Origin of the sequence: Caballeronia sp. J97 (assembly GCF_905220305.1) — a bacterium.
GTDB lineage: Bacteria > Pseudomonadota > Gammaproteobacteria > Burkholderiales > Burkholderiaceae > Caballeronia.
In genome coordinates this window covers 1-23,721 of record NZ_CAJMZL010000056.1, presented here as the reverse complement: position 1 = coordinate 23,721, position 23,721 = coordinate 1, and the positions used below count along the sequence as shown (strand labels likewise).

General features: G+C 65.2%; 16 protein-coding genes. 3 read left to right on the top strand and 13 right to left on the bottom strand.

Features of this window, described 5'->3' with window-relative positions:
- Positions 1-64: 64 nt before the first annotated feature.
- Positions 65-1,279, bottom strand: coding sequence for an AGE family epimerase/isomerase (locus U4Y90_RS35175; RefSeq protein ID WP_321801660.1), 1,215 nt, complete (start codon positions 1,277-1,279; stop codon positions 65-67).
- A gap of 108 nt (positions 1,280-1,387) precedes the next feature.
- The gene (locus tag U4Y90_RS35170) at positions 1,388-2,821 is read right to left on the bottom strand and encodes a xylulokinase (protein ID WP_321801658.1); all 1,434 of its coding nucleotides are present in this window, start codon (positions 2,819-2,821) and stop codon (positions 1,388-1,390) included.
- A 334-nt stretch (positions 2,822-3,155) separates the two neighbouring features.
- Between U4Y90_RS35170 and U4Y90_RS35165 the strand changes: the two genes are divergently transcribed.
- Positions 3,156-4,547 (top strand): nucleobase:cation symporter-2 family protein, encoded by a 1,392-nt coding sequence (locus U4Y90_RS35165; RefSeq protein ID WP_321801656.1) that lies wholly within the window; start codon positions 3,156-3,158, stop codon positions 4,545-4,547.
- Positions 4,548-4,704: 157 nt separating this feature from the next.
- Here U4Y90_RS35165 and U4Y90_RS35160 read toward each other — a convergent pair whose 3' ends face one another.
- From U4Y90_RS35160 to U4Y90_RS35135, 6 genes are all read right to left on the bottom strand, one after another.
- Complete coding sequence (locus U4Y90_RS35160) at positions 4,705-6,171, bottom strand: efflux transporter outer membrane subunit (protein ID WP_321801655.1); 1,467 nt, start codon at positions 6,169-6,171, stop codon at positions 4,705-4,707.
- 2 nt (positions 6,172-6,173) lie between these two features.
- Positions 6,174-9,353 (bottom strand): efflux RND transporter permease subunit, encoded by a 3,180-nt coding sequence (locus U4Y90_RS35155; protein WP_321801654.1) that lies wholly within the window; start codon positions 9,351-9,353, stop codon positions 6,174-6,176.
- Positions 9,354-9,371: 18 nt separating this feature from the next.
- Positions 9,372-10,589: an efflux RND transporter periplasmic adaptor subunit gene (locus U4Y90_RS35150; RefSeq protein ID WP_321801653.1), complete on the bottom strand. Its 1,218-nt coding sequence runs from the start codon at positions 10,587-10,589 to the stop codon at positions 9,372-9,374.
- Between the two features lie 470 nt (positions 10,590-11,059).
- Entirely contained in the window at positions 11,060-12,586 is a 1,527-nt protein-coding gene (locus U4Y90_RS35145) for an efflux transporter outer membrane subunit (protein WP_321801651.1), read from the bottom strand.
- Position 12,587: 1 nt separating this feature from the next.
- Positions 12,588-15,773, bottom strand: a complete 3,186-nt coding sequence (locus U4Y90_RS35140; RefSeq protein WP_321801649.1) for an efflux RND transporter permease subunit — start codon at positions 15,771-15,773, stop codon at positions 12,588-12,590.
- An 18-nt stretch (positions 15,774-15,791) separates the two neighbouring features.
- On the bottom strand, positions 15,792-17,057 hold the full coding sequence (locus U4Y90_RS35135; RefSeq protein ID WP_321801647.1) for an efflux RND transporter periplasmic adaptor subunit: 1,266 nt from the start codon (positions 17,055-17,057) through the stop codon (positions 15,792-15,794).
- Positions 17,058-17,505: 448 nt separating this feature from the next.
- On the opposite strand from U4Y90_RS35135, the gene U4Y90_RS35130 reads away from it, so the two are divergent.
- Complete coding sequence (locus U4Y90_RS35130; protein ID WP_321801645.1) at positions 17,506-18,150, top strand: TetR family transcriptional regulator; 645 nt, start codon at positions 17,506-17,508, stop codon at positions 18,148-18,150.
- Here U4Y90_RS35130 and U4Y90_RS35125 read toward each other — a convergent pair.
- Positions 18,133-18,771: a cysteine hydrolase family protein gene (locus U4Y90_RS35125; RefSeq protein WP_321801662.1), complete on the bottom strand. Its 639-nt coding sequence runs from the start codon at positions 18,769-18,771 to the stop codon at positions 18,133-18,135. The two genes, U4Y90_RS35130 and U4Y90_RS35125, sit on opposite strands and share 18 nt — an antisense overlap.
- Before the next feature lie 121 nt (positions 18,772-18,892).
- Between U4Y90_RS35125 and U4Y90_RS35120 the strand changes: the two genes are divergently transcribed.
- Positions 18,893-19,849 carry a helix-turn-helix domain-containing protein gene (locus U4Y90_RS35120; RefSeq protein WP_321801644.1) on the top strand — a complete coding sequence of 319 codons (957 nt, stop codon included), beginning with the start codon at positions 18,893-18,895 and terminating at the stop codon, positions 19,847-19,849.
- Positions 19,850-19,855: 6 nt separating this feature from the next.
- Here the strand turns inward: U4Y90_RS35120 and U4Y90_RS35115 are convergent, their stop codons facing one another.
- The 4 genes from U4Y90_RS35115 to U4Y90_RS35100 all read right to left on the bottom strand — a co-directional run bounded on the left by U4Y90_RS35115 (position 19,856) and on the right by U4Y90_RS35100 (position 23,374).
- A complete protein-coding gene (locus U4Y90_RS35115) occupies positions 19,856-20,644 on the bottom strand; it encodes a CoxG family protein (protein WP_321801642.1) in 789 nt (262 codons plus the stop codon).
- Positions 20,645-20,718: 74 nt separating this feature from the next.
- On the bottom strand, positions 20,719-21,096 hold the full coding sequence (locus tag U4Y90_RS35110; protein WP_321801640.1) for a DUF427 domain-containing protein: 378 nt from the start codon (positions 21,094-21,096) through the stop codon (positions 20,719-20,721).
- A gap of 145 nt (positions 21,097-21,241) precedes the next feature.
- Positions 21,242-21,736 (bottom strand): carboxypeptidase regulatory-like domain-containing protein, encoded by a 495-nt coding sequence (locus tag U4Y90_RS35105; RefSeq protein WP_321801639.1) that lies wholly within the window; start codon positions 21,734-21,736, stop codon positions 21,242-21,244.
- A 135-nt stretch (positions 21,737-21,871) separates the two neighbouring features.
- Positions 21,872-23,374 (bottom strand): DegQ family serine endoprotease, encoded by a 1,503-nt coding sequence (locus tag U4Y90_RS35100; protein WP_321801638.1) that lies wholly within the window; start codon positions 23,372-23,374, stop codon positions 21,872-21,874.
- Positions 23,375-23,721 lie beyond the last annotated feature (347 nt).

Below are 23,721 nucleotides of genomic sequence, written 5' to 3'. Positions count from 1 at the left end.
TTGCGATGGCTGCTTTGGTTTTCATCGTTCTGCTCCTTGAGTTTTGAGGATGCGGAGTTTCGTTTCAGCGCACGACGTTCAGGACTTCGTAACATGCGCCCATCGTGTGATAGTCGGTCTTTCCCGCCGGGCTTTTCTCGTCGCTGTACTGGCGATTGTCACGCGTGAGAATGCGATACCACGCGCCCCACTTGTGATCGACGAAATGCTCCCAGCTATAAGTCCACAGGCGGTCGTAATCGTTCCAGTAACGCGGGGCGAGCGCCGCGTCGCCATCGCGCTGCGCATGATCCGCGAGCAATGCGGCCGCCGCGAGCGATTCCGCCTGGACCCAGAAATGCTTGTCTTCATCGCAAAACTTGCCTTCGGGATCGATGCCGTGGACCATGCCGCCGTGCTCGTGATCCCACGACAATTCCAGCGCGCGATCGAATAACTCGCGCGCACGCGCGACATGCCACGCTTCGGGCCGGTGACGGTCGAGAATCAGGAGCAGCTTCGCCCATTGCGTCTGATGCCCCGGCAGGAAACCCCGCGGCCTGACGACGTTGCTGCGCCCGCCCTTCTCGTAGTCCCGATCGATCGACCAGTCCGGCTTGTAGTGTTCCCACACGAGCCCGCCCGCGAGCGCCGCCTGACGATTCACCACGTTGTCCGCGAGCAAGGCCGCGCGATCGAGATAGCGCGCTTCGCGGGTTGCTTCGAACGCGGCGAGCAACGCCTCGCACGCATGCATATTCGCGTGCTGCCCGCGATAGTCGGACACTTGCCAGTCGGCGCTCGCTTCGTCCTTGTAGAGGCCGTGCCGCGCATCCCAGAAGTGCGTCTCCATCAGGTTCCAGGTTTCGTCGAGCCACGCGCGCGCTTCGTCGAACCCGGCCTCGACCGCCTTCGCATACGCGAGCGCGACGGACGCGAGGCCGTGACAACGGTTGATCGCATCGGTGACGTCGCGGCCATTCAGCGTCCACGCATAGCCGCCCGTCTGCGGATTGCGATGAACATCGCGGAGATATTCGACGCCGTGCGCCACGCCGCCGCGATATTCATCGAGCCCGAAGTGCTTGTACGCCATCGCGTAGTTGAAGACGAAGCGCGTGCTCGACATCAGATGTCGCGACTTGCGGTCGTAGATCGTGCCGTCGTTCTTGTAGAAGTGGTAGAAGCCGCCCGCCGGGTCCATGCAGTGCGGATGATAGAAAGTCATCGTGCGCAATGCGTGATCGAGCAGAAACGAGCGCGAGCGGAAATCGGGATGTGACGGTGACGGTGCGGGCATGGCTGAATTCGATGTTGTCTCGACGAAGCGAGCTTCAGTTACCGCTCATATGAAGCGTCGCTTCATAGTCCCCGATGCGCATGGCATCCGGCTTAAAGATACGGAAGTTTAAGCGGACTGGCGCGTGATCGCGAACCAGCCTTCGGTACGCCTGTACAGATCGATGAAGCGCGCGAGCCGTTCATCGAGCGATGCATCGGCGCGCGGCGTCGCGACGCGTGTCGCCGTGGGCGCGAGCGCTGCGAGATCGTCGATGCGCCAGTGGCCCGCCGCGATGCCGCCGAGTATCGCCGCGCCGCGCGTCGCCGCGTTCGGGCAATCGACGGCGCGCAACTCGACGCGCAATGCATCGGCGAGCAACTGCCGCCAGCGCGGATCGACCGAGCCGCCGCCCGCGAGCAGCATCGCATCGAGGGGCGCACCGTTCGCGCGGATCGCGTCGAGTCCGGCACGCAATGCGAATGCCACGCCCTCGAACGCGGCGCGCATCATCGTGCCGCGCGTGTCGTCGAGGCCGAGTCCGAGCCAGCCGCCGCGCGCGTCCGGGTTCATCCACGGCGATCGCTCGCCGCTCAGATACGGCAGGAAGCTCACGGATGCGCCGGGGTTCGCGGCGAACGCATCGTCGTAGGCATCGGGCCACGATGCGTAGCCGAGCCAGCCGCGCACCGCTTCCAGCGCAACGCCGACGTTCTGCATCGCCGCCATGCGATACCACGCGCCCGTCGCCGCGCGATACGTGTGCAGGCCGTGCATGGGCGCGGGCGCATCGGCGCACATCACGACGATCTGGCCGCCGGTGCCGGTGGTGAGCAGCGCGTCGCCATCGGCGGACAGGCCGCTGCCGAGCGCCGCGCACGGCGTGTCGCCCGCGCCGACGGCCATCGGAATGCCAGCACGCAAGCCGAGTTCCGCCGCCGCCTCTGTCGACAGCGCCCCGCCGACTGCATGCGATGCCGCGAGCGGCGCGAACGCCACGCGCGCGAGACCGAGCCGGTCGATGAGAGCCTCGTCCCATTCGCCCGATGGATGGCCGAGCGCGGTCGCGCAGGCATCGGATGCATCGGTGACGAACATGCCGCCCAACTTCACGCGCAGCCAGTCCTTCGGCTGCAACGCCCAGCGCATTGCAGCCGCCGTCCGCGGCTCGTTCGCAGCGAGCCAGCGCAACAGCGGTCCCGCCATGCCGGGCGCGACGGGATTCGGCTGCGGCTCGGGCCACGCGTCGAGCAGGTCGCGGGCTCGCGTGTCGGGCCATAGCATCGCGGCACGCAACGCGCGGCCATCGGCGCCGGTCGGCACGACACCGTGCATCTGCCCGGAGAAGCCGATTGCGCCGACCGCCAGCCGCTCGTTCGCGGGAAGGCGCGACGCGGCGCCGACGAGCGCGGCGTACCACGCATCGACCGTCGTTTCCGCCCAGCCGGGCTGCGCGCTCGTCACCGCGTAAGCCGCGCTCGACGATGCGATTTCACGCCCGCTTTCGTCGACGATGGCGAGTTTCAGCGAGCCGGTACCGAGATCGATGCCTAAAAAACGCATGAAATTTCGAGTCCGAAAAGACGTTAGGGAAAACGCGTAAAACCGGGGTTAACCCCGCCATCACGCGATGAACACGAAAAATGGACTATACGCGCGGCCTGATGGACATCATAACGACCGCTTGAGGACCGCGGCCTTGCGTCACGCGACGAATTTCCCGCGATGTGCGTCAAACCCCTTGTGGCAGGGGCTCGCGCGCGTTTGCGCCACCCGTGGCGCGCGAAACCCATATCGACACGCGAACGCGACGTATAGCGCCGCGTGGTCTTGTTCACGAGGTCCGATGCACTTAACTTGGAGGCCATTCAAATGGAAGTCGATATAGGAGAGAGACATGGCTTCAAGCTCGGTGAACCCGTCCGTGCATCCGTGCGACGAACGGCTGCCTGCCGGTCAACTGCTGACGCTCGGCATACAGCACGTTCTGGTGATGTACGCGGGCGCGGTGGCGGTGCCGCTGATTCTCGGCGCCGCGATGGGCCTGCCGAAAGACCAGGTCGCGTTCCTCATCAGCGCGGATCTGTTCTCGTGCGGCGTCGCCACCCTGATCCAGACGCTCGGCCTGTGGATCTTCGGCATTCGCCTGCCCGTCATCATGGGCTGCACTTTCGCCGCCGTCGGCCCGATGGTCGCGATCGGCACGAATCCCTCGCTCGGCATTCTCGACGTGTTCGGCGCGACCATCGCGGCGGGCGTGATCGGCATCTTCCTCGCCCCGATGATCGGCAAGTTGCTGCGATTCTTCCCGCCGGTCGTGGTCGGCACGGTGATCGCGGTGATCGGTCTCTCGCTGATGGGCGTGGGCATCAACTGGGCGGCGGGCGGCATCGGCAATCCCGAATACGGCAATCCGGTGTTCCTGCTGCTGTCGCTCGTCGTGCTGTCGCTGATCCTGCTCATCAACAAGTTCGCGCGTGGTTTCATCGCGAATATCTCGGTGCTGCTCGGCATCGTCGCGGGCTTCGCGATCGCCGCGATGCTCGGCCGCGTGAACATGGACGGCGTCGCGCACGCGCCGTGGGTCGGCATCGTGCTGCCGTTCCACTTCGGCATGCCGCACTTCGATGCGCTCTCCGTCGCGACGATGGTCATCGTCATGTTCGTCACGTTCATCGAGTCGACGGGCATGTTTCTCGCGGTCGGCGATCTCGTCGAGCGTCCGGTCGATCAGAAAGCGCTCGTTCGCGGCCTGCGTGTCGACGGTCTGGGCACGCTGATCGGCGGCATCTTCAATTCGTTCCCGCATACGTCGTTTTCGCAGAACGTCGGCCTGATCGGCGTGACGGGCGTGAAGAGCCGTTTCGTCTGCGCGACCGGCGGCGTGATTCTCGTCGTGCTCGGCCTGTTTCCGAAGATGGCGCAGGTGGTGGCGTCGGTGCCGCCCTTCGTGCTCGGCGGCGCGGGCATCGTGATGTTCGGCATGGTCGCGGCGAACGGCATCAAGACATTGTCGCGCGTGGATTTCTCGAAGAACCAGCACAACCTGTTCATCGTCGCGGTGAGCGTCGGGATGGGCATGGTGCCGGTCGTCGCGCCGAAGTTCTTCACGCAACTGCCCCATGCGCTGGAGCCGATTCTCCACAGCGGGATCCTGCTGGCGTCGGTGTCGGCGGTCGTGTTGAACATCGTGTTCAACGGCGTGCGCAAGGAACGCGATGCGCAACGTGATGCGCGTGAAGCCGCGCATGAGTTCGAAGGCGCGGCCCACGCGGGCGACGCGCACTAAGGAAGTCGTAACCCTGGAAGTGCTTGCTGGATGTTTGCGTTGAGCGCCGCGGTGCAAGCCGCGGCGTTTTTTTTGTTTGCGACGCCCGACGACCCCCCCCCGGACGCCGATTTTCGACGACCGGGGTGCGATGCTTCAGCCGGGTGAAGACGAAGCGCTAGCCCGCATCCGCCGCGCGCGGCGCATCACCCGTGCGCTCGATCCAGCCGCCTCCCAGCGCCTGATACAAGGTCACGAGATTCGCCAGCCGCTGCGTGCGCACGGTGATCAACGTCTGCTGCGCGGCATAGAGATCCTGCTGCGCGGTCAATACGCCGAGATAGCTGTCGACGCCCTGCTTGTACCGCAGCGTCGACAACGCGAGGCGCCGCTGCTGCGCGGCCGTATCGCGTTCGAGCGCGGCGATCTGCTGATCGTAGGTGCCGCGCGCGGCGAGGCCGTCCGCCACATCCCTGAACGCGGACTGAATCGACTTCTCGTAGTTCGCGATCTCGATCTTCTTCTGGATGTGCGCGAGATCCAGATTGGCGAGGTTCTGGCCGCCTTCGAAGATCGGCAGCGTGATCGTCGGCGCGAAGCTCCATGCAGCCGACCCCGCCTTGAACAGGCCGCCGAGCGTCGGACTGATCGTGCCGAAGCTTCCCGTCAACGAAATGCTCGGGAAGAACGCCGCCCGCGCCGCGCCGATATTCGCGTTCGCCGCGAGCAGATTCTGCTCGGCCTCCATGATGTCCGGGCGGCGCAGCAACAGATCCGAGGGCAGGCCCGCCGGGATGTCGGTGAGCAGGTTCTGCCCGTCGAGCGGCATGCCGTCCGCCAGATCGTCGGGCATCGGCTCGCCGAGCAACAGCACGAGCGCATTGACCGCCTGCGCTCGCGCGCGCTCCTGCGCCTGCAGATTGGCCGCCGCGCTCTCCATCACCGTGCGCGCCTGGCTGAGATCGAGCTCGGACGTCGTGCCGTTTTCGAACTGCAGCTTCACGATGCCGTACGAATCGCTCGCGCTCTTCAGCGTCTGCCGTGTGACGGCGAGCAGATCGTCGGCCTGCAGCACTTGCAGATATTGCGTCGCCACCTGCGATACCAGCGAAATCTCCGCTGCCTTGCGCGCATACGCCGTCGCGAAGTATTGCGCGAGCGCCTGATCCTTCAGGCTCTGCACGCGGCCGAACAGGTCGATCTCCCACGACGCGTTCAAGCCCACGTTATAGGAGTTCGTGATCGTGTGGTTGAGAATCGACAGATCTCGCGGCGTGCGCTGATTCGACTGGCTGCCTTGCGCCGCGAGCGTCGGAAACAGCTCCGAACGCACGATGCGGTATTGCGCCTGCGCAGCCTGCACGTTGAGCATCGCGACACGCAGATCGCGATTGTTCTTCAACGCGATGTCGATGAGCTGCTGCAGCCGCGCATCGACGAAAAAATCGCGCCAGCCGAGATCGGCCGCGGCCACGCCGTTCGCACTGCGCGCGCCGCCCTGCGCCGCGACGGGCTGCGCCGCATAGACGCCGTCCGCGGGAAAACTCGCCGACACCGGCGCAGCGGGGCGCTCGTACTTCGGCGCCATCGTGCAGCCGGTCGCCAGCGCGGCGACGGCCATTGCAATCAAGGAAAGTCTACGCATTGTCAATGTCCTTCGTTGCCCTGTTCCGCGCGCCGCTGCGCGCTGTAACGCGCGAGCGCGGCATCCGCGTCTTCCTTGTCGCCGCCAAAGTGCGCGCGCACGACGACGAAGAACATCGGCACCATGAAGATCGCGAGGAAGGTCGCGGTGAACATCCCGCCGATCACGCCCGTGCCGATTGCGTGCTGGCTCGCCGCACCTGCGCCGTTGCTGATCGCGAGCGGCATCGTGCCGAGAATGAACGCGAGCGACGTCATCAGGATGGGACGCAGGCGCAGGCGCGCGGCTTCCATCGCTGCTTCGATCGGTCCCATCTTTTGCGAGATCTGGAGATCGCGCGCGAACTCGACGATCAGAATCGCGTTCTTCGCCGACAAGCCGACCGTGGTGAGCAAGCCGACCTGGAAGAACACGTCGTTCTCCAGTCCGCGCAGCGACACGAACAGCAACGCGCCGACCACGCCGAGCGGCACGACCATGATCACGGAGAACGGAATCGACCAGCTCTCATACAGCGCCGCAAGACACAGAAACACGACGAGGATCGAGATGCCGTAGAGAATCGGCGCCTGCGAACCGGACTGGATCTGCTGATACGACAAGCCCGTCCATTCGTAGCCGATGCCGGCGGGCAGCTTCGCGGCGAGCGCTTCCATGGCGGTCATCGCCTGGCCAGTGGATTTGCCCGGCGCCGCGACGCCCTGGATTTCGATCGACGAGAGGCCGTTGTAGCGCTCGAGCTTGGGCGAACCGTAGCTCCACTCGCCGGTCGCGAACGACGAGAACGGCACCATCGAGCCCGATGAATTGCGCACGTACCAGCTGTTGATGTTTTCGGGCGACATGCGGAACGGCGCATCGCTCTGCATATAGACCTTCTTGATGCGGCTGTCGGTGTCGAGGAAGTTGTTCACGTACTTCGACGCCCACGCGATCGAGAAGGTCTGGTCGACCGTCGACGGATCGACGCCCTGCGCGAGCGCCTTCTGACGGTCGATGTTCACCTTGAACTGCGGCGCGTCGTTCAGGCCGTTCGCGCGCACCTGAGCGAGCGTCGGATCCTTCGAGGCCATGCCGAGCAGCATCGCGCGCGCCTGCATGAGCTTTTCGTGACCGAGGCCCGCGCGGTCCTGAAGCTCGAAATCGAAGCCCGCCGCCGTGCCCAGTTCCGGAATGGACGGCGGATTCACCGGGAACACGAGCGCGTTCTTGTAGCCTGCGAACGCGCCGTACGTGCGGCCCACCAGCGCCTGAATCTTCTCGTTGGCCTTCGTGCGCTGGGCGAAGTCCTTCAGCCGCACGAACACGAGCCCCGAGTTCTGGCCGTGTCCGGCGAAGCTGAAGCCGTTCACCGTGAACACGGAGTCGACGATCGCCTTTTCCTTTTTCAGCAGATAGTCCGCGACGTCATCCAGCGCGCGCTGCGTCATTTCCTGCGTCGCGCCGGCGGGCGTGGCCACCAGCACGAACATCGTGCCCTGGTCTTCATCCGGCAGGAACGCCTTCGGCAGGCGCGCGAACAGCATGCCGACCGCCACGATGAGCACGAGATAGATGATGAGCCAGCGCCCCGAGCGCTTGATGACATGCGCCACGCCGCTGTGGTACTTCTCCTGGCTCTTCGCGAAGGTACGGTTGAACCAGCCGAAGAAGCCGGTTTTCTTTTCCTCGTGTCCGTTCGGCAGCGGCTTGAGGAGCGTCGCGCACAGCGCCGGGGTGAGCACCATCGCGGTGAGGACCGAGAGGCCCATCGCCGAGACGATCGTCAGCGAGAACTGGCGATAGATCGCGCCCACCGAGCCGCCCGTGAACGCGACCGGCACGAACACGGCGGCGAGAACCAGCGCCACGCCGACGAGCGCGCCGGTGATCTGGCCCATCGCCTTTCTCGTGGCCTCCTTCGGCGAGAGCCCCTCTTCCGCCATCACCCGCTCGACGTTCTCCACGACCACGATGGCATCGTCCACCAGCAGCCCGATGGCGAGCACGAGGCCGAACATCGAGAGCGTATTGATGGAGAAGCCCGCCGCCGCCATGATCCCGAAGGTGCCGAGCAGCACCACCGGCACGGCGATGGTCGGGATCAGGGTTGCGCGCAGGTTCTGCAGGAACAGGTACATCACGAGGAACACCAGCACGATGGCCTCGAAAAGCGTCTTGATCACGTCGGAGATCGACGACTTGACGAACGGCGTCGTGTCGTACGGGTATTTCACGACGAGACCGTGCGGGAAGAACCTGGAGAGGGCATCGACCTTCGCGCGCACGGCGTCGGCCGTCGCGAGCGCGTTCGCGCCGGTGGCGAGCTGAATGCCGAAGCCCGCTGCCGGACGGCCGTTGTATTGCGTCTCGAAGTTGTAGTTCTCGCCGCCGAGACTGACGCGCGCCACGTCGCGCATGCGCACCTGCGAGCCGTCCTGATTCACCTTCAGGAGCACGTTCTCGAACTGCTCCGGCGTGCGCAGAAGCGTCGCCTCGGTAATGGTGGCCTGCATCGACTGGCCCGGCACCGCGGGCACGCCGCCGAGCTGGCCCGCTGCCACCTGCACGTTCTGCGACTGCAGCGCGTTGCTCACGTCGACGGGCGTGAGGCTGTACTTGGTCAGCTTGCTCGGATCGAGCCAGATGCGCATCGCGTACTGCGAACCGAACAGCGTCACGGTGCCGACGCCGTTGAGACGGCTGAGCGGATCCTGCACGTTCGATGCCACGTAGTTCGCGAGGTCTTCGCGGGACATGCTGCCGTCTTCGGACACGAATGCCAGCACCAGCAGGAAGCTGCTGCTCGACTTGGTCACGCTGATACCGAGCTGCTGCACGACCTGCGGCAGATTGGGCGTGGCGAGCTGCAGCTTGTTCTGCACCTGCACCTGGGCGATGTCGGCGTTCGTGCCGGCCGCGAAGGTCAGCGTGACGGTGGCGGTGCCGCTGTCGTCCGAAGTCGAGGCGAGGTACAGCAGATGGTCGAGGCCGCTCATCTGCTGCTCGATCACCTGCGTGACGGTGTTTTCCACGGTCTGGGCCGAGGCGCCCGGATACGTCGCGCTGATCTGGATGGACGGCGGAGCGACGGTCGGATACTGCGCGACGGGCAGCGTCGATACCGACGCGAGGCCCGCGAGCATCATGATGATGGCGATCACCCATGCGAAGATCGGGCGATCGATAAAGAACTTGGCCATGAAGCGTCTCCCCCGACCTTATGCGCCGGCGCCGGCGGCGGCCTTGCCTGCGCCCGAGGCCGGTCCGGCGGCTGCCGCGGCGGGATCGGCCGGTGCTGCCGGCAGATGCGCCGGCACGGCCTTCACGCCCATGCCCGGACGCACCTTGTCGATGCCTTCGACGACCACGCGGTCGCCCGGCTTCAGCCCGCTGTCGACCACCCAGTTCTGGCCGTAGGTGCCCGAGGTCACAAGCGGACGCAACGCCACCTTGTTGTCCTTGTCGACGACCATGGCGATCGCCGTGCCCTTCTGGTCGTGCGTCACGCCCTGCACCGGCACGACGAGCGCGCTCGGGTTCACCCCTTCCTCGATGCGCGCGCGCACGAACATGCCCGGCAGCAGCACGCGGTCCTTGTTCATGAAGATCGCGCGCAAGGTCACCGATCCGGTGGACTGATCGACCGTCACGTCGCTGAACTGGAGCTTGCCCTGCTCCGGATAGACCCGCCCGTCTTCGAGAATCAGCGTGACCTTGGCGGCGTTCGGCCCGTTGGTCGAAAGACGTCCTTCCTGAATCTGGCGGCGCAGCTTGAGACCGTCGAGACTCGACTGCGTGAGATCGACGTACATCGGGTCGAGCTGCTGGACCGTGACCATCAGCGTCGCCTGCGCGGCCTGCACGTAGGCGCCCGGCGTGACCTGCGAGATGCCGGCTTGCCCCGAGACCGGCGACGTGACATCCGTATAACCGAGGTTGATCTGCGCGGTATCGATCGCGGCTTTGGCCGATGCGACATCGGCTTCGGCCTGGCCTTGCGCGGCCACCGCGTTGTCGTAGTCCTGCTTGCTGACGGCGTTCGCCGCGACGAGCACCTTGTAGCGCTCGGCCTGCGCGCGCGTCGACACGAGATTCGCCTGCGCCTTCGCGTACGACGCCTTCGCGTTGTTCAACTGCGCGATATACGGCGCCGGATCGATCTTGTAGAGCCGTTGCCCCGCCTTGACGAGGCCGCCTTCGGTGAATTCGCGGCGCAACACGATGCCGTCGACGCGCGCGCGCACCTGGGCATCGAGGAAAGCGCTCGTGCGGCCCGTGAGTTCCGTCGTGACCGGCACCGCGGCCGGTTCGAGCGTGACGACGCCGACTTCCGGCGTGCGCTGGGTCATCGGGGGAGGTTTCTCCCCGCAGCCGGCTGCCAGCAGGGCGACCGTCGTGACGCCGATGAGTCGGTATGGAATCCGTTTGAGACGCATGGAACGCAGACCTCTGTGGTGACTGAAAAAGAAAAGGCGCGCGTCCTCGCGCTCAGGGCGGTCCGCGCGCGACGGGCTGTCGTGCGATGCGAAAAGTCGCGGATCGCTACGTCCGGGCCTTCGGTCGGGCCCGTCCTTGCCTTGGATGGATCTGGCCGCGCTCTCGAAAAGAGTGGCCATATTTTTGGGATAACTAAATGTATAACGCGATGCCCGGACCGGACTTCGTGAACACCGACTGCGACAAGCAGCCGATTATAGATATCACGCGCGATGAGGAAGCCTAATTAACCGGCATTTATGTGAAAATTTGCCCCGCATTGGAACAAATATGGCGAACTCGTCGCACTACTGAAACATCGTGGCGAAGTCCGCGTCGTGCCGCTTGTCCTTGCCCTTGCCGGATGTAAGCGGAGTTAAAAAAAGGCCCGGCGCATGGCCGGGCCTTGTTCGCTTCACTTCGAGGCGAGTCAACCTGCCGCAGGGGCCGATGCCGGCTGCGGCGCGCCTTGCGAGCCGTAATCGACCGGCGCATCGGCCGGACGCGGCGTGTCGCCGGACCGCTCGATCCATCCGCCGCCCATGAACTGATACAAATCGACGAGGTTGGTCAGGCGGTTCAGCCGCGCCGTGATCAGCAGTTGCTGCGCCTCGTACAACGCCGTCTGTGCGGTCAGCACCGAGAGATAGCTGTCGACGCCGTTGCGATAGCGCAGATCGGACAACTCCAGACGCCGGCTCTGCGAATTCACGAAGCGCTCGAGCGACTTGATCTGCTCGTCGTAGGTGCCGCGCGCGGCGAGGCCGTCCGCGACTTCGCGGAACGCAGTCTGGATCGCCTTCTCGTAGTTGGCGATCTCGATGCGCTTCTGCACGTTCGCGAGGTCGAGATTGGCCTTGTTCTGGCCGCCCTCGAAAATCGGCACCGAGATCTGCGGCGCGAACGACCACGCGGCCGACCCCGGCTTGAACAGCCCGCCGAGCGTCGGCGACAGCGTGCCGAAGCTGCCTGTCAGCGACACCTTCGGGAAGAACGCCGCGCGCGCCGCGCCGATATTCGCGTTGGCTGCGAGGAGCGACTGCTCCGCCGCCGCGATGTCGGGACGGCGCGTGAGCAGATCGGACGGCAGGCCCGCCGGAATGTCGGAGAGGAGATTCTGCGTGTCGAGCGGCATGCCCGTCGGCAGATCGGCGGGCAACGGTTCGCCCACCAGCAGCACGAGGGCGTTCTCCGCTTGCGCGCGCAGACGCGCCTGCTGCTGCAGATTCGCCTGCGCTTCTTCGACCACGCCTTCCGACTGACGCAGATCCAGCTCGGTGCCCGTGCCGTTGTCGTACTGCAGCTTCGTGATGCGGAACGACTCCTGCGCGGTCTTCAGCGTGTTCTGCGTGACGACGAGCGCGTCGTCGTAGGCGAGCATCGTCAGATACTGGTCCGCCACCGACGACACCAGCGCGATCTCCGCCGCCTTGCGCGATTCCGCCGTCGACAGATATTGCGCGAGCGCCTGGTCCTTCAGGCTGCGGATGCGCCCGAAGAAGTCGATTTCCCACGACGCGTTCAGGCCGACCGAATACTCGTTCGAGATCGTGTTGCCGAAGAACGACAGGTTCTTCGGCGTGCGCTGCTTGGTCTGCGACGCGGCTGCATCGAGCGTCGGGAACAGGCCGGCGCGCGTGATCTGATACTGCGCGCGCGCCGCCTCGACGTTGAGCACCGAAACACGCAGGTCGCGGTTGTTCTTCAGCGCGAGCTCGACGATCCTTTGCAGGCGCGCATCGGCGAAGAAATCGCGCCAGCCGATGTCCGGCGCGCTCTGCCCGTTCGCGCTGCGGCCGTTGCTCGCGCTCGACGACGCATCCGGCTGGTGCGCGTAGACGCCGCCCTCCGGGAACGTCTGCGTGACGGGCTCGGGCGGCCGTTCGTATTTCGGCTGGAGCGTGCAGCCCGCGGCGAATACCGCTACGGCGGCCGCGATCAAGGAATGTTTAAGCATGTCAATGTCCTTCCTTATCGGAGCCATTCGGCGAGCCGCCATGCGGACCTTCGACGTCGCCCGATGTGCCCGGCGCCGGCACGTCCTTGCTCTTGCTGAACTTCGAGATCACGACGAAGAACATCGGGATCATGAAGATGGCGAGGAAGGTCGCGGTCAACATACCGCCGATCACGCCGGTGCCGATAGCGTGCTGGCTCGCCGAGCCCGCGCCGTTGCTGATCGCGAGCGGCAGCACGCCGAGAATGAACGCGAGCGAGGTCATCAGAATCGGGCGCAACCGCAGGCGCGCCGCTTCCATCGCCGCTTCCACCGTCGACATGCCCTGTATCCGCAACTCACGCGCGAATTCCACGATCAGAATCGCGTTCTTCGCCGACAGGCCCACCGTCGTCAACAGGCCGACCTGGAAGAACACGTCGTTTTCCAGACCGCGCAGGGTCGCCGCGAGCAGCGCGCCCAGCACGCCGAGCGGCACCACCATGATGACCGAGAACGGAATCGACCAGCTCTCGTACAGCGCCGCGAGACACAGGAACACGACGAGGATCGAGATGCCGTACAGGATCGGCGCCTGCGAGCCCGACTGGCGCTCCTGATAGGAAAGACCCGTCCATTCGTAGCCGATGCCCGCCGGCAGCTTCGCCGCGATCGCTTCCATCGCCGTCATCGCCTGACCGGTCGACTTCCCCGCCGCGGCCGCGCCCTGGATTTCCACCGCCGAGATGCCGTTGTAGCGTTCGAGCTTCGGCGAGCCGTAGGTCCAGTTGCCGGTCGCGAAGGAACCGAACGGCACCATCGTTCCGGCGCCATTGCGCACGTACCACTTGTTCAGGTCTTCCGGATTCATGCGGAACGGAGCGTCGCCCTGCACGTAGACCTTCTTGATCCGGTTGTCGACGTCGAGGAAGTTGTTCACGTACTGCGACGCCCAGGCGATCGAGAACGTCTGGTCGATGTCCGTCACCGCGACGCCGAGCGCACTCGCCTTCTCGCGGTCGACATTCACCTTGAACTGCGGCGTGTCGTTCAGGCCGTTCGGACGCACCTGCGCGAGCGTCGGATCCTTCGCGGCCATGCCGAGCAGCATGTTGCGCGCTTCCATCAGCTTCGCGTGGCCGAGGCCGCCGCGATCCTGCAACTCGAAGTCGAAGCCCGCCGCCGTGCCGAGTTCGGGAATCGAAGGCGGATTGACCGGGAAGATCATCGCGTCCTTGTACGGCGCGAAATGCATGAACATCCGCCCGACGAGTGCCTGCACCTTCTGGTCGCTGTGCTGACGCTCGGCGTAGTCCTTCATCCGCACGAACACGAGACCGGAGTTCTGGCCGCGGCCCGCGAACGAGAAGCCGTTCACCGTAAACACCGACTCGACGATCGACTTCTCGTCCTTCAGCAGATAGTCCTGCACGTCCTTCAGCACGTGCGCCGTGTATTCCTGCGTGGAGCCGGACGGCGCGTTCACCAGCACGAACATCGTGCCCTGGTCTTCATCGGGCAGGAACGACTTCGGCAGACGCAGGAACAGCATGCCCACCGCGACGATCACCACGATATAGATGATCAGCCAGCGGCCCGAGCGGCGAATGACGTGCTGCACGCCGCTGTGATACTTCTCCTGGCTCTTGTTGAAGGTACGGTTGAACCAGCCGAAGAAGCCCTTCTTCTCCGGCTGATGCCCTTCCGGATGCGGCTTGAGGATCGTCGCGCACAGCGCCGGCGTGAGAATCAGCGCGACCATCACGGACAGCACCATCGCCGCGACGATCGTCAGCGAGAACTGTCGATAGATCGCCCCGACCGAGCCGCCCGAGAACGCCACCGGCACGAACACCGCCGACAGCACGAGCGCCACGCCGATCAGCGCGCCGGTGATCTGGCCCATCGCCTTGCGGGTCGCCTCGCGTGGCGACAAGTGCTCCTCGGACATGACCCGCTCGACGTTCTCCACGACCACGATCGCGTCGTCGACGAGCAGGCCGATCGCGAGCACGAGGCCGAACATCGACAGCGTATTGATGGAGAAGCCCACCGCCGACATGATCGCGAACGTGCCGAGCAGAACGACCGGCACCGCGATCGTCGGGATGATCGTCGCCCGCAGGTTCTGCAGGAACAGATACATCACGAGGAACACGAGCACGATGCCTTCGATCAGCGTCTTGACCACTTCCTCGATCGACAGGCGCACGAACGGCGTCGTGTCATACGGATACTTCACCACCAGACCGTGCGGGAAGTACTTCGACAGATCGTCGATCTTCTGGCGCACGAGCTTCGCCGTCTGCAGCGCGTTCGCGCCCGTCGCGAGCTGGATACCGAAGCCGGCTGTCGGCTGCCCGTTGTACTTCGTGTCGAAGTTGTAGTTTTCGCCGCCGAGCTCGATGCGCGCGACATCCTTCAGCAGCACGCGCGAGCCGTCCTGATTCACCTTCAGCAGGATGTTGCCGAACTGCTCGGGCGTGCGCAGCAGCGTCGCTTCCGTGATGGTCGCCTGGAGCATCTGCCCCGGCACCGCCGGCGTGCCGCCGAGACTGCCCGCCGCCACCTGAACGTTCTGATTGGTGATCGCGTTCTTCACGTCCACCGGCGTCAGCGCGTAATTGGTGAGCTTGGTCGCATCGAGCCAGACGCGCATCGCGTACTGCGAGCCGAACAGCGTCGTGGTGCCGACGCCGTCGATACGCGAGAGCGGATCGGCCACGTTCGACGCCACGTAGTTCGCGAGGTCGTACTTGCTCATGCTGCCGTCTTCGGACACGAAGGCGAGCACGAGCAGGAAGCTCGAGCTCGATTTCGTGACCTTCGTGCCGAGCTGCTGCACGACTTGCGGAAGCAGCGGCGTCGCGAGCTGCAGCTTGTTCTGCACCTGCACCTGCGCGATGTCGGGGTTCGTGCCCGCCGCGAACGTCAGCGTGACGGTGGCCGTGCCCGAGTCATCGGAGGTCGACGACAGATACAGCAAGTGGTCGAGGCCGGTCATCTGCTGCTCGATCACCTGCGTGACCGTGTTTTCGACGGTGTTCGCGGATGCGCCCGGATAGGTCGCGCTGATCTGGATCGCGGGCGGCGCGATCGTCGGATACTGCGCGACCGGCAGCGTGAAGATCGACGCCATCCCCGCCAGCATCAGGATGATCGCGATCACCCACGCGAAGATCGGTCGATCGATAAAAAACTTTGCCATGTAACAGGCTCCCTTTTATTACGCGCCCGACGCGGCCGATGCGGCTTGCGCACCGCTCGCACCGCTCGCGTTCGCCGGAGCGGCGGCGCCCTGTGCGCCCGATGCGGCGCCGGGTGCCGATGCCGCCTGAGCGTCCGAGGCCGGGTAGGGGAATTTCGCGTCGACCGGCTTCACCTGCATGCCGGGCTTCGCCTTCTCGACACCGTTCACGATCACGCGATCGCCCGGATTCAGGCCGCTGTCGACCACCCAGTTGTTGCCGAAGGTGCCGCCCGTAACGAGCTGGCGCAATTCGACCTTGTTGTCCAGGTTCACGACGAGCGCGGTCGGCGTGCCCTTCTGGTCGTGCGTGACGCCGATCTGCGGCACGACGAGCGCGTGGTCGTTCGTGCCTTCCTGGATGCGCGCACGCACGAACATGCCCGGCAAGAGCACGCGGTCCTTGTTCTGGAAGATCGCGCGCACGGTCACCGAACCGGTGCTCTGGTCGACACTCACGTCGGAGAACTGCAGCTTGCCCTGCTCGGTATAGGTGCGGCCGTCTTCCAGCGCGAGCGTGACCTTCGCGGCGTGGATGCCTTCGGTCTGCAATCGCCCTTCCTGGATCTGCCTGCGCAGACGCAGGCCCTCGACGCTCGATTGCGTCAGGTCGACGTAGATCGGATCGAGCTGCTGCACGGTGGTGAGCAGGGTCGCGGCGCTCGCCTGCACATACGCGCCCGGCGTGACTTGCGACAGACCGGTGCGGCCGGTGATCGGCGAGACGACGTCGGTGTAGCCGAGGTTGATCTGCGCCGTATCGACCGACGCCTTGCCCGCGGCGACGTCCGCCACGGCCTGGCCTTGCGCGGCCACGGCGTTGTCGTAATCCTGCTTCGACACGGCATTGGCCGCGACGAGGATCTTGTAGCGCGACACGAGCGCGTTTTGCGACGCGACGTTCGCCTGTGCCTTCGCGAGCGTCGCCTTCGCGTTGTTCAGCGCGGCGATGTACGGCGCCGGATCGATCTTGTAGAGCCGCTGACCGGCCTTGACCTCGGCGCCTTCGGTGAATTCACGGCGCAGCACGATGCCGTCGACCCGGGCGCGCACTTGCGCGACCAGATAGGCATTGGTGCGGCCCGGCAAATCGACGACGACCGGCACGCTCGTCGGCTGCACGGTGACGATGCCCACTTCGGGCGTTTGCGGCGGAGGCGCTGACTGTTTTTGCCCGCACGCTGCCAGGAACACGGCAGCCGTCGCGGCGGTGATTAAGCGGAATGGAACCCGTTCGACGCGCATGGAGCGACCTCTGTCTGAGACTGAGAGTGAAATTTGGGTGCGCGGCGGCCTTCCCCGGGCAATGCCGCGCACGAGCGTCCTTCAGGACGCTGCGAATACACCAACCTGTCCGACGAGTGAGCGGCGACGCCAGCCAGCGGCGTGCGCCTCATGCCCTTGCGCGACGCTCGGAGGCGTCGCCCGCGGCCAACGGACGGCCGGATCGGGCAATGGAGACGAAAGCTTATTCGAAATCCGCCCGTCGGATGGATTTGTGACTATTCGTAAACGGGTGGTATTGTATATACATTCACGAATGAATGTAAAAAACCGTACGTGTTTCTCCCCATTGGCGATGAGAAGAAACCACCTCGGGGAATCGATTACGTTCGACGAATCTTCGACAAAGCCGCTTCAAAGCGGCTCTTCAACGGCAGCAGCAGGAGCAGACGGCCATCGGCCGCAGAATATGGTCAGACGAACCAAGGAAGAAGCGCAGGCGACGCGCAATCGTGTTCTCGACGCGGCCGAGCGCGTCTTCTACGAAAAAGGGGTGTCGCGCACGACGCTCGCGGACATCGCGCACGCGGCGGGCGTCACGCGCGGCGCGATCTACTGGCATTTCGCCAACAAGGGCGATCTCTTCAACGCGATGTTCGACCGCAGCCTGCTGCCGCTCGACGAACTCGTGCAAGCCACGCTCGACGGCAAGGAAGAAGACCCGCTCGCCCGTCTGCATGAGCTCTTCGTCTGGTGCATGCGCAATATCACCGCCGACGAGCAGCGCCGCCGCGTCTTCGACATCCTCTTCATGAAATGCGAGTTCGTCGAGGAAATGGGACCGGTGCGCGAGCGGCACCAGAACAACATGCGCAACGGCATGGAGCGCATCGAGCGGGCGCTGCGCAACGCCGTCGAAAAGCAGCAGCTTCCCGCGACGCTCGACACGAACCGCGCGACGGCCATGCTCCACTGCCTTTTCACTGGCATCCTGCACGATTCGCTGATGCTGCCCGACATCGTCCATCCGGAGCGCGACGCCGAAGCGCTCATCGACGCGTGCTTCGACGCCTTGCGTTGCAGCCCCGCCCTGCTCTCAGCGGCCCGCGCCTGAAGTCGCGGCGCGCGCCCGCTGGTTGGACGCATAGATGTTGTCGCGCGCGGGCGGCTCGCCGGTTTCGAGCGCGCGGATCCAGTTTTCGGTGTCGAGGACGGCGGCGAAGCGCGACTGCATCACCACTGTGAACACGCGGTGAATTTCTTCCGCGCTGGCGCGGCCCGCGCTGTTTTCGTAGGGCACGGCGCCGGTCGCGTCCGCGAGGAATTCGACCGCGAGACCGGCATGCACCGCGTGCTTCACGGTCGAATCGTCACAGTTGTGCGTCATGTAGCCCGCGATCACGACGGTGTCGATGTCGTGTGCCGTCAGCCAGTCGGCGAGATCGGTGCCGACGAACGCGCTCGGTAGCGATTTTTCGACGTAATGCGCGCGCGGCCGCGACGCCACCGTTTCGTGCAACTCGGCCAGGGCCGACCCGCGCGCGAAGATCGGCGCGCCCGCCGGCGCGAAATTCTGCACGACGACAACCGGCACGCCGTGCTTCTCGGCGGCGTCCATCGCCCGGGCGATATTGGCGAGCGACACGTTCACATCGGGATATTCGATCAACAGGTTGCCATCGACATACTCGTTTTGCACGTCGATGACGATCAGGGCGCGGCGCGGCATGGTCAGCTCCTTTCGATGGGTCGAAGCATTGTCGCCGCACCCGCGCAACCGCCGAAGTGGCCCGATCGCCAACTTTCGCGGGATTCGGGCCAAAATGCCGAATCAGCCTTTCTTCCGGTGCCCGATCATGAAACGCCATTCGATCGCCGTCGTCGCGTTCGACCGCATCAGCCCCTTTCATCTCGCGGTGCCGTGCATCGTGTTCGGCGAGGAGCGCGGCGGAACCGGCGTCCCGTCATTCGATTTTCGCGTCTGCGCGGCCGAGCCGGACGCGCTTGCGACATCGGCGGGCTTTACGATCGCGGCTCATCACGCGCTCGACGCGCTCGATACGGCCGATGTGATCATCGTGCCGTCGTGGCGCGATCCCGGCGAAACGCCGCCCGATGCGCTGCTCGACGCGCTGCGTGCGGCGCACGCACGCGGCGCGCGAATTGTCGGACTGTGTCTCGGCTCGTATGTGCTCGCGGCGGCGGGCCTGCTCGACGGCCGCGCGGCCACGACGCACTGGGCGTGGGCCGACGATTTCGCGCGCCGTTATCCGCGCGTGCGCCTCGATCCGAACGTGCTCTACATCGACGACGACACCATCACGACGTCCGCCGGCACCGCGGCCGGACTCGATTGCTGTTTGCACGTGCTGCGCAAGCTGGCGGGCTCGCACGCAGCCAATCAGGTCGCGCGGCGGCTCGTGGTGCCGCCGCACCGGCAGGGTTCCCAGGCGCAATTCATCGACGAGCCGCTGCCCGCGCGCGCGAACGGCGAAAAACTCGCGGGGCTGCTCGACTGGCTGCGCGCCAATCTGCAAGCGGATCATTCCCTCGATGCGCTCGCCGCGCGCATGGCGATGAGCCGTCGCAACTTTACACGGCGCTTTCGGGACACGACGGGAACGACGGTCGGCGCGTGGCTCATCGGGCAACGGGTCGCGCTCGCGCAGCGGCTACTCGAAGACACCGACCTGCCGATCGATCGCATCGCGGAACAAAGCGGCTTGCGCACCGGCGCGACGCTACGCCAGCAGTTCGCGCAGACGCTGAAGACGTCGCCATCGGCTTATCGACGGGCGTTTCGGGGCACGTGACGCGCGCTACAACCCGACGTGCTGCGCGAAATACGCGAACAGCGCGATGCACACGAGCATGGCCGCCCACGCCCACACCGGCAAGCCGAGCGGATGCGGATCATGCGAATGATCGCGCTCGTGACGCACGAAGCCATGGCCGTGCAGCCGATGCCGCAATACGCCGCTCGCGTAAGCATCCGCGGAAGGCGTGCGCGTCGCGCCCGAGCGACGCGAGAACGCGGCCGACATCGCGCCCGGCCGCAAGAACACATGCCGGCGCGCGGCGCTCTCGCCCGCCGCGCGCATCGACGGCAAGCCGTGCTTCGCGCGGACTACTTCGCAGAACTCGGCGAAGAATTCGTCGGCGCCCTCGCGCAGCGCGTTCTCGATCTGACGCGCGGGCAAGCCGGCCAGCGGCCCCGACACGGTCGCCCAGACGGTGTATTCGATCCAGGTCGCGGCGCCGTCGTCGTCTGGATTCAGCGCGACCGCGATCTGCCCGCGCAACGAGCCGACGCCCTCGCCGCGCGCCTTGAAGCTCAGCGTGCGCGCGTAGACGGCGTCTTCGGGTTCGGAGGTTTCGCTCGGTGCGTGCGCCGTCTGACGCGTGCGTCCGGCGGCGTGCGCGCGAATCTCGTAGTGCGCCCGCAGCGCGCCGAGCGGCACGATCAGCCGGACGACATACTCGCCGCCGGGCGTGCGCGTGAACGACTCGCAGTTGTCGAGGCTCGCGCGCAGCAGCGCGAGATCGGAAAGCGCCTCCCGGACGTGCGCCGAATCGAGCGGAACGCACAACGCATCGGTGACTTCCATCTGAGCCTCCGGGGCAACGGTCGCATGCGTTCGTTATGGCTGAGCGGACGGGGGATGTCTGTTCGGATGCGCGCCTAGGATGTCTCGTCGATGCGATCCACGCGCGAACCGTAAAACGCGAGATAGCCCTTGATCTTGACGGCGGCGTCGAGCGGCAATTCGTAGCTCCACGCCGCGTTTTCGACCGGACCGTCTTCGGTCAGCAGGTGATAGTGCGTGGCCTGGCCCTTCGTCGGGCAATGCGTGGTGTGGATGGAGCGCTCCAGACGCGCCATGTTCACGTCGGCGCGCGGGAAGTAGTGCACTTTCTCCGCGCCCGTTTCGACGAGCGTAAGCGACGCGTGCGTATCGGCGTAGGTCACGCCCTGATGGATCACGCGGCAGCGCCGGCCGTTCAGCGTGATCTCGATGTGATGCGCCGTTTCGTGCCCGTCGTTCAGTTCCATGCCCATCGTGCTGCGCCTCCCGCGTGAGAACCGACATCCCAAGAAAAAGCCACGAGTCATCGAGACACCCGTGGCTTGATTATGAGACAAACTTCCGATGCTGCGTGAGCGCTTTCGATGCCCCGGGTGCTTCCCCTTTCGACGCCCGCGCTTACTGAATGTTCCAGTGGAACGCCGCCTTGGCCTTGCCCGGCCCCGCGACCGTCACAGCCTGCTTTTTCTCCTGATCCTTGTACTTCGCGTAGACCGTGTAGCTGCCCGGCGGCAGCTTGACGAGCATGTACGGGCCCATCGATTCGGTGGAAAGCGTTTCGCCGCCCTTGCCGTCGACGATGCGCACATGCACGCCGGAGAGGTAGTCGGTGGTCGGGCCCGTGAAGCGCAGTGACAGCGGCCAGTGGGCCTGTTCGCGCAACAATGCGCGCGATTCGTCGAGCCCCACGCCGCCCGACGTGTAGGAGACGTCGCCCTTCTGCTCGATCTGCGGCAGGCCGCCGCCGTTGGTGTTGCCGGCGCTCGACGAATCGGTCGACGTACCGCCCGTCGTCGCACCCGATGCCTGCGCCCAGGCGCCGCCCGCCATACCCGCGCTCAATGCGGCAACGAGAAGCGCGCTTGCCAGCTTGCCCGTGGTTCTGCTCGTCATGTTTCTGCTCCTTTGTCCGATGCCGCCGCGCCCGAAGGCGCCAGCGGCGTCACGCCCGATGCGTCAGCTTCACGCGATGGGGCACCAAGGAACCGTGGAGCATGGTTCGTGCCCGCGTAGGGCGACGCCCGCGCGTCAGCCGAGATCGACGGGCACGAAGATCTGCGCATCGTCGCGCTGGATCAGAAGCGCGATGCTGTCGCCGGCGTGCTGAACCATCGTCTTCAACTGCTGCACCGACGTGACCGGCTGGCCATTCACGGCGAGAATCACGTCGCCCGGCTGGATGCCCGCGTTCGCCGCCGCACCGCCCGCCTGCTGCACGAGCAGCCCGCGAGACAGCGAATCGTTCTGCCGCTCTTCCGGCGTGAGCGGACGCACCGCGACGCCGAGGCGCGCATCCTGCGCCGACGCGCCGTCGCCGCCGCCCGCGTTCGCGCTGGCGGTCTTCGCGTCCTTCAGCGCGCCGATGGTCACCGAAAGATCCTTGGAACTCTTGTCCCGCCACACCGTGACCTTCGCGGACGTGCCCGGCGCAAGACCCGCGACCTGCGACGGCAGCGAGGTCGAATCCGCGACCGGCGTGCCGTTCAGCGCGGTGATGACGTCGCCCGGCTGCAGGCCCGCTTTCGCCGCCGGTCCGCCCGGCTCGACCGAGCTCACGAGCGCGCCTTGCGGCGACGTCATGCCGAACGAATTCGCGAGCGTCTGATTCATGCCCTGCACCGTCACGCCGAGTCGGCCGCGATCCACATGGCCCGTCTTGATGATCGCGTCCTTGACCTTGATCGCCTCGTTGATCGGGATGGCGAACGAAAGCCCCTGGAAGCCACCCGTCTGCGAATAGATCATCGAGTTGATGCCGATCACTTCGCCTTGCAGATTGAAGAGCGGACCGCCCGAGTTGCCCGGATTCACCGGCACGTCGGTCTGGATGAACGGCGTGTAGTTCTCGTTGGGCAGCGCACGCGACTTCGCGCTGATGATGCCCGAGGTCACGGTGTTGTCGAACCCGTACGGCGACCCGATCGCGACGACCCACTGGCCGACCTTGCTGCCGTTGGGATCGCCGATCTTCACGGTCGGCAGATTCTTCGCGTCGATCTTCAGCACGGCGACGTCCGACTGCTTGTCCGCGCCGATGACCTTCGCGCGGTATTCGCGCTTGTCGGTGAGCTTCACGGTGACGATATTGGCGTTGTCGACGACGTGCGCGTTGGTCAGGATGTAGCCGTCGCTGCTCACGATGAAGCCCGAGCCGAGCCCTTCGCTCGGACGGTCCGCACCGGGGCCGCCATCGCCGCCGCCGAAGCCGGGCATGCCGCCGAAGCGCTTGAAGAACTGATAAAAGGGATCGTCGGGGTCCATCGGCACCTGATTCTGGCTGCGACGGTTCGACGTCTGCTTGACGACGTGCTTCGCGCTGATATTGACCACGGCCGGACCGTACGTCTCGACGAGACCGGAGAAGTCGGGAATGCCCGTCTTTGCGGCAGCTTCGGCGGGCATCATCGCGGCTTGAGCAGGCGCGATGACCTGTGGCGCAGGAACGTTGTTATGACCCGCCACGTAGCCCGCCGACAAGGCAACGGCAACAGCCACCGCGACGGCGCTGCGGGTGAGAATCTTCGCTTTCATCGTGTGCTCCTGACGAGGGGATGCGCTCTACGGGAGCGCGCTTTATCGATGAAGGAAGCTTACGGGGCGTCGCTTAAACGTTTCTTAAAAAAAGAAAAAGGGCGGCCGTTCCTGTGAACAGACGCCCTCGGTACTGCGGCTTGCTTCTACTTCGATTAGCTACGGTACTGCTGCACTACGTAGTACTTCACTGCATGACTTCGGTACTGCTGCTACTGCTGCTACTGCTGCTACTGCTTCTACTGCTTCTACTGCTTCTACTGCTTCTACTGCTTCTACTGCTTCTGCTTCTGCTACTGCTACTGCCTACTGCTACTGCCTACTGCTACTGAAGTGAGGAGTACTAG

What these genes read in the sequence shown, in the direction of transcription:
- U4Y90_RS35160 (WP_321801655.1), bottom strand. Translation starts at nt 6,171, where the DNA reads ATGCGTAGACTTTCCTTGATTGCAATGGCCGTCGCCGCGCTGGCGACC.
- U4Y90_RS35115 (WP_321801642.1), bottom strand. Translation starts at nt 20,644, where the DNA reads ATGGAAGTCACCGATGCGTTGTGCGTTCCGCTCGATTCGGCGCACGTC.
- U4Y90_RS35120 (WP_321801644.1), top strand. Translation starts at nt 18,893, where the DNA reads ATGAAACGCCATTCGATCGCCGTCGTCGCGTTCGACCGCATCAGCCCC.
- U4Y90_RS35100 (WP_321801638.1), bottom strand. Translation starts at nt 23,374, where the DNA reads ATGAAAGCGAAGATTCTCACCCGCAGCGCCGTCGCGGTGGCTGTTGCC.
- U4Y90_RS35170 (WP_321801658.1), bottom strand. Translation starts at nt 2,821, where the DNA reads ATGCGTTTTTTAGGCATCGATCTCGGTACCGGCTCGCTGAAACTCGCC.
- U4Y90_RS35175 (WP_321801660.1), bottom strand. Translation starts at nt 1,279, where the DNA reads ATGCCCGCACCGTCACCGTCACATCCCGATTTCCGCTCGCGCTCGTTT.
- U4Y90_RS35140 (WP_321801649.1), bottom strand. Translation starts at nt 15,773, where the DNA reads ATGGCAAAGTTTTTTATCGATCGACCGATCTTCGCGTGGGTGATCGCG.
- U4Y90_RS35110 (WP_321801640.1), bottom strand. Translation starts at nt 21,096, where the DNA reads ATGGGCATGGAACTGAACGACGGGCACGAAACGGCGCATCACATCGAG.
- U4Y90_RS35135 (WP_321801647.1), bottom strand. Translation starts at nt 17,057, where the DNA reads ATGCGCGTCGAACGGGTTCCATTCCGCTTAATCACCGCCGCGACGGCT.
- U4Y90_RS35165 (WP_321801656.1), top strand. Translation starts at nt 3,156, where the DNA reads ATGGCTTCAAGCTCGGTGAACCCGTCCGTGCATCCGTGCGACGAACGG.
- U4Y90_RS35155 (WP_321801654.1), bottom strand. Translation starts at nt 9,353, where the DNA reads ATGGCCAAGTTCTTTATCGATCGCCCGATCTTCGCATGGGTGATCGCC.
- U4Y90_RS35105 (WP_321801639.1), bottom strand. Translation starts at nt 21,736, where the DNA reads ATGACGAGCAGAACCACGGGCAAGCTGGCAAGCGCGCTTCTCGTTGCC.
- U4Y90_RS35150 (WP_321801653.1), bottom strand. Translation starts at nt 10,589, where the DNA reads ATGCGTCTCAAACGGATTCCATACCGACTCATCGGCGTCACGACGGTC.
- U4Y90_RS35145 (WP_321801651.1), bottom strand. Translation starts at nt 12,586, where the DNA reads ATGCTTAAACATTCCTTGATCGCGGCCGCCGTAGCGGTATTCGCCGCG.
- U4Y90_RS35130 (WP_321801645.1), top strand. Translation starts at nt 17,506, where the DNA reads ATGGTCAGACGAACCAAGGAAGAAGCGCAGGCGACGCGCAATCGTGTT.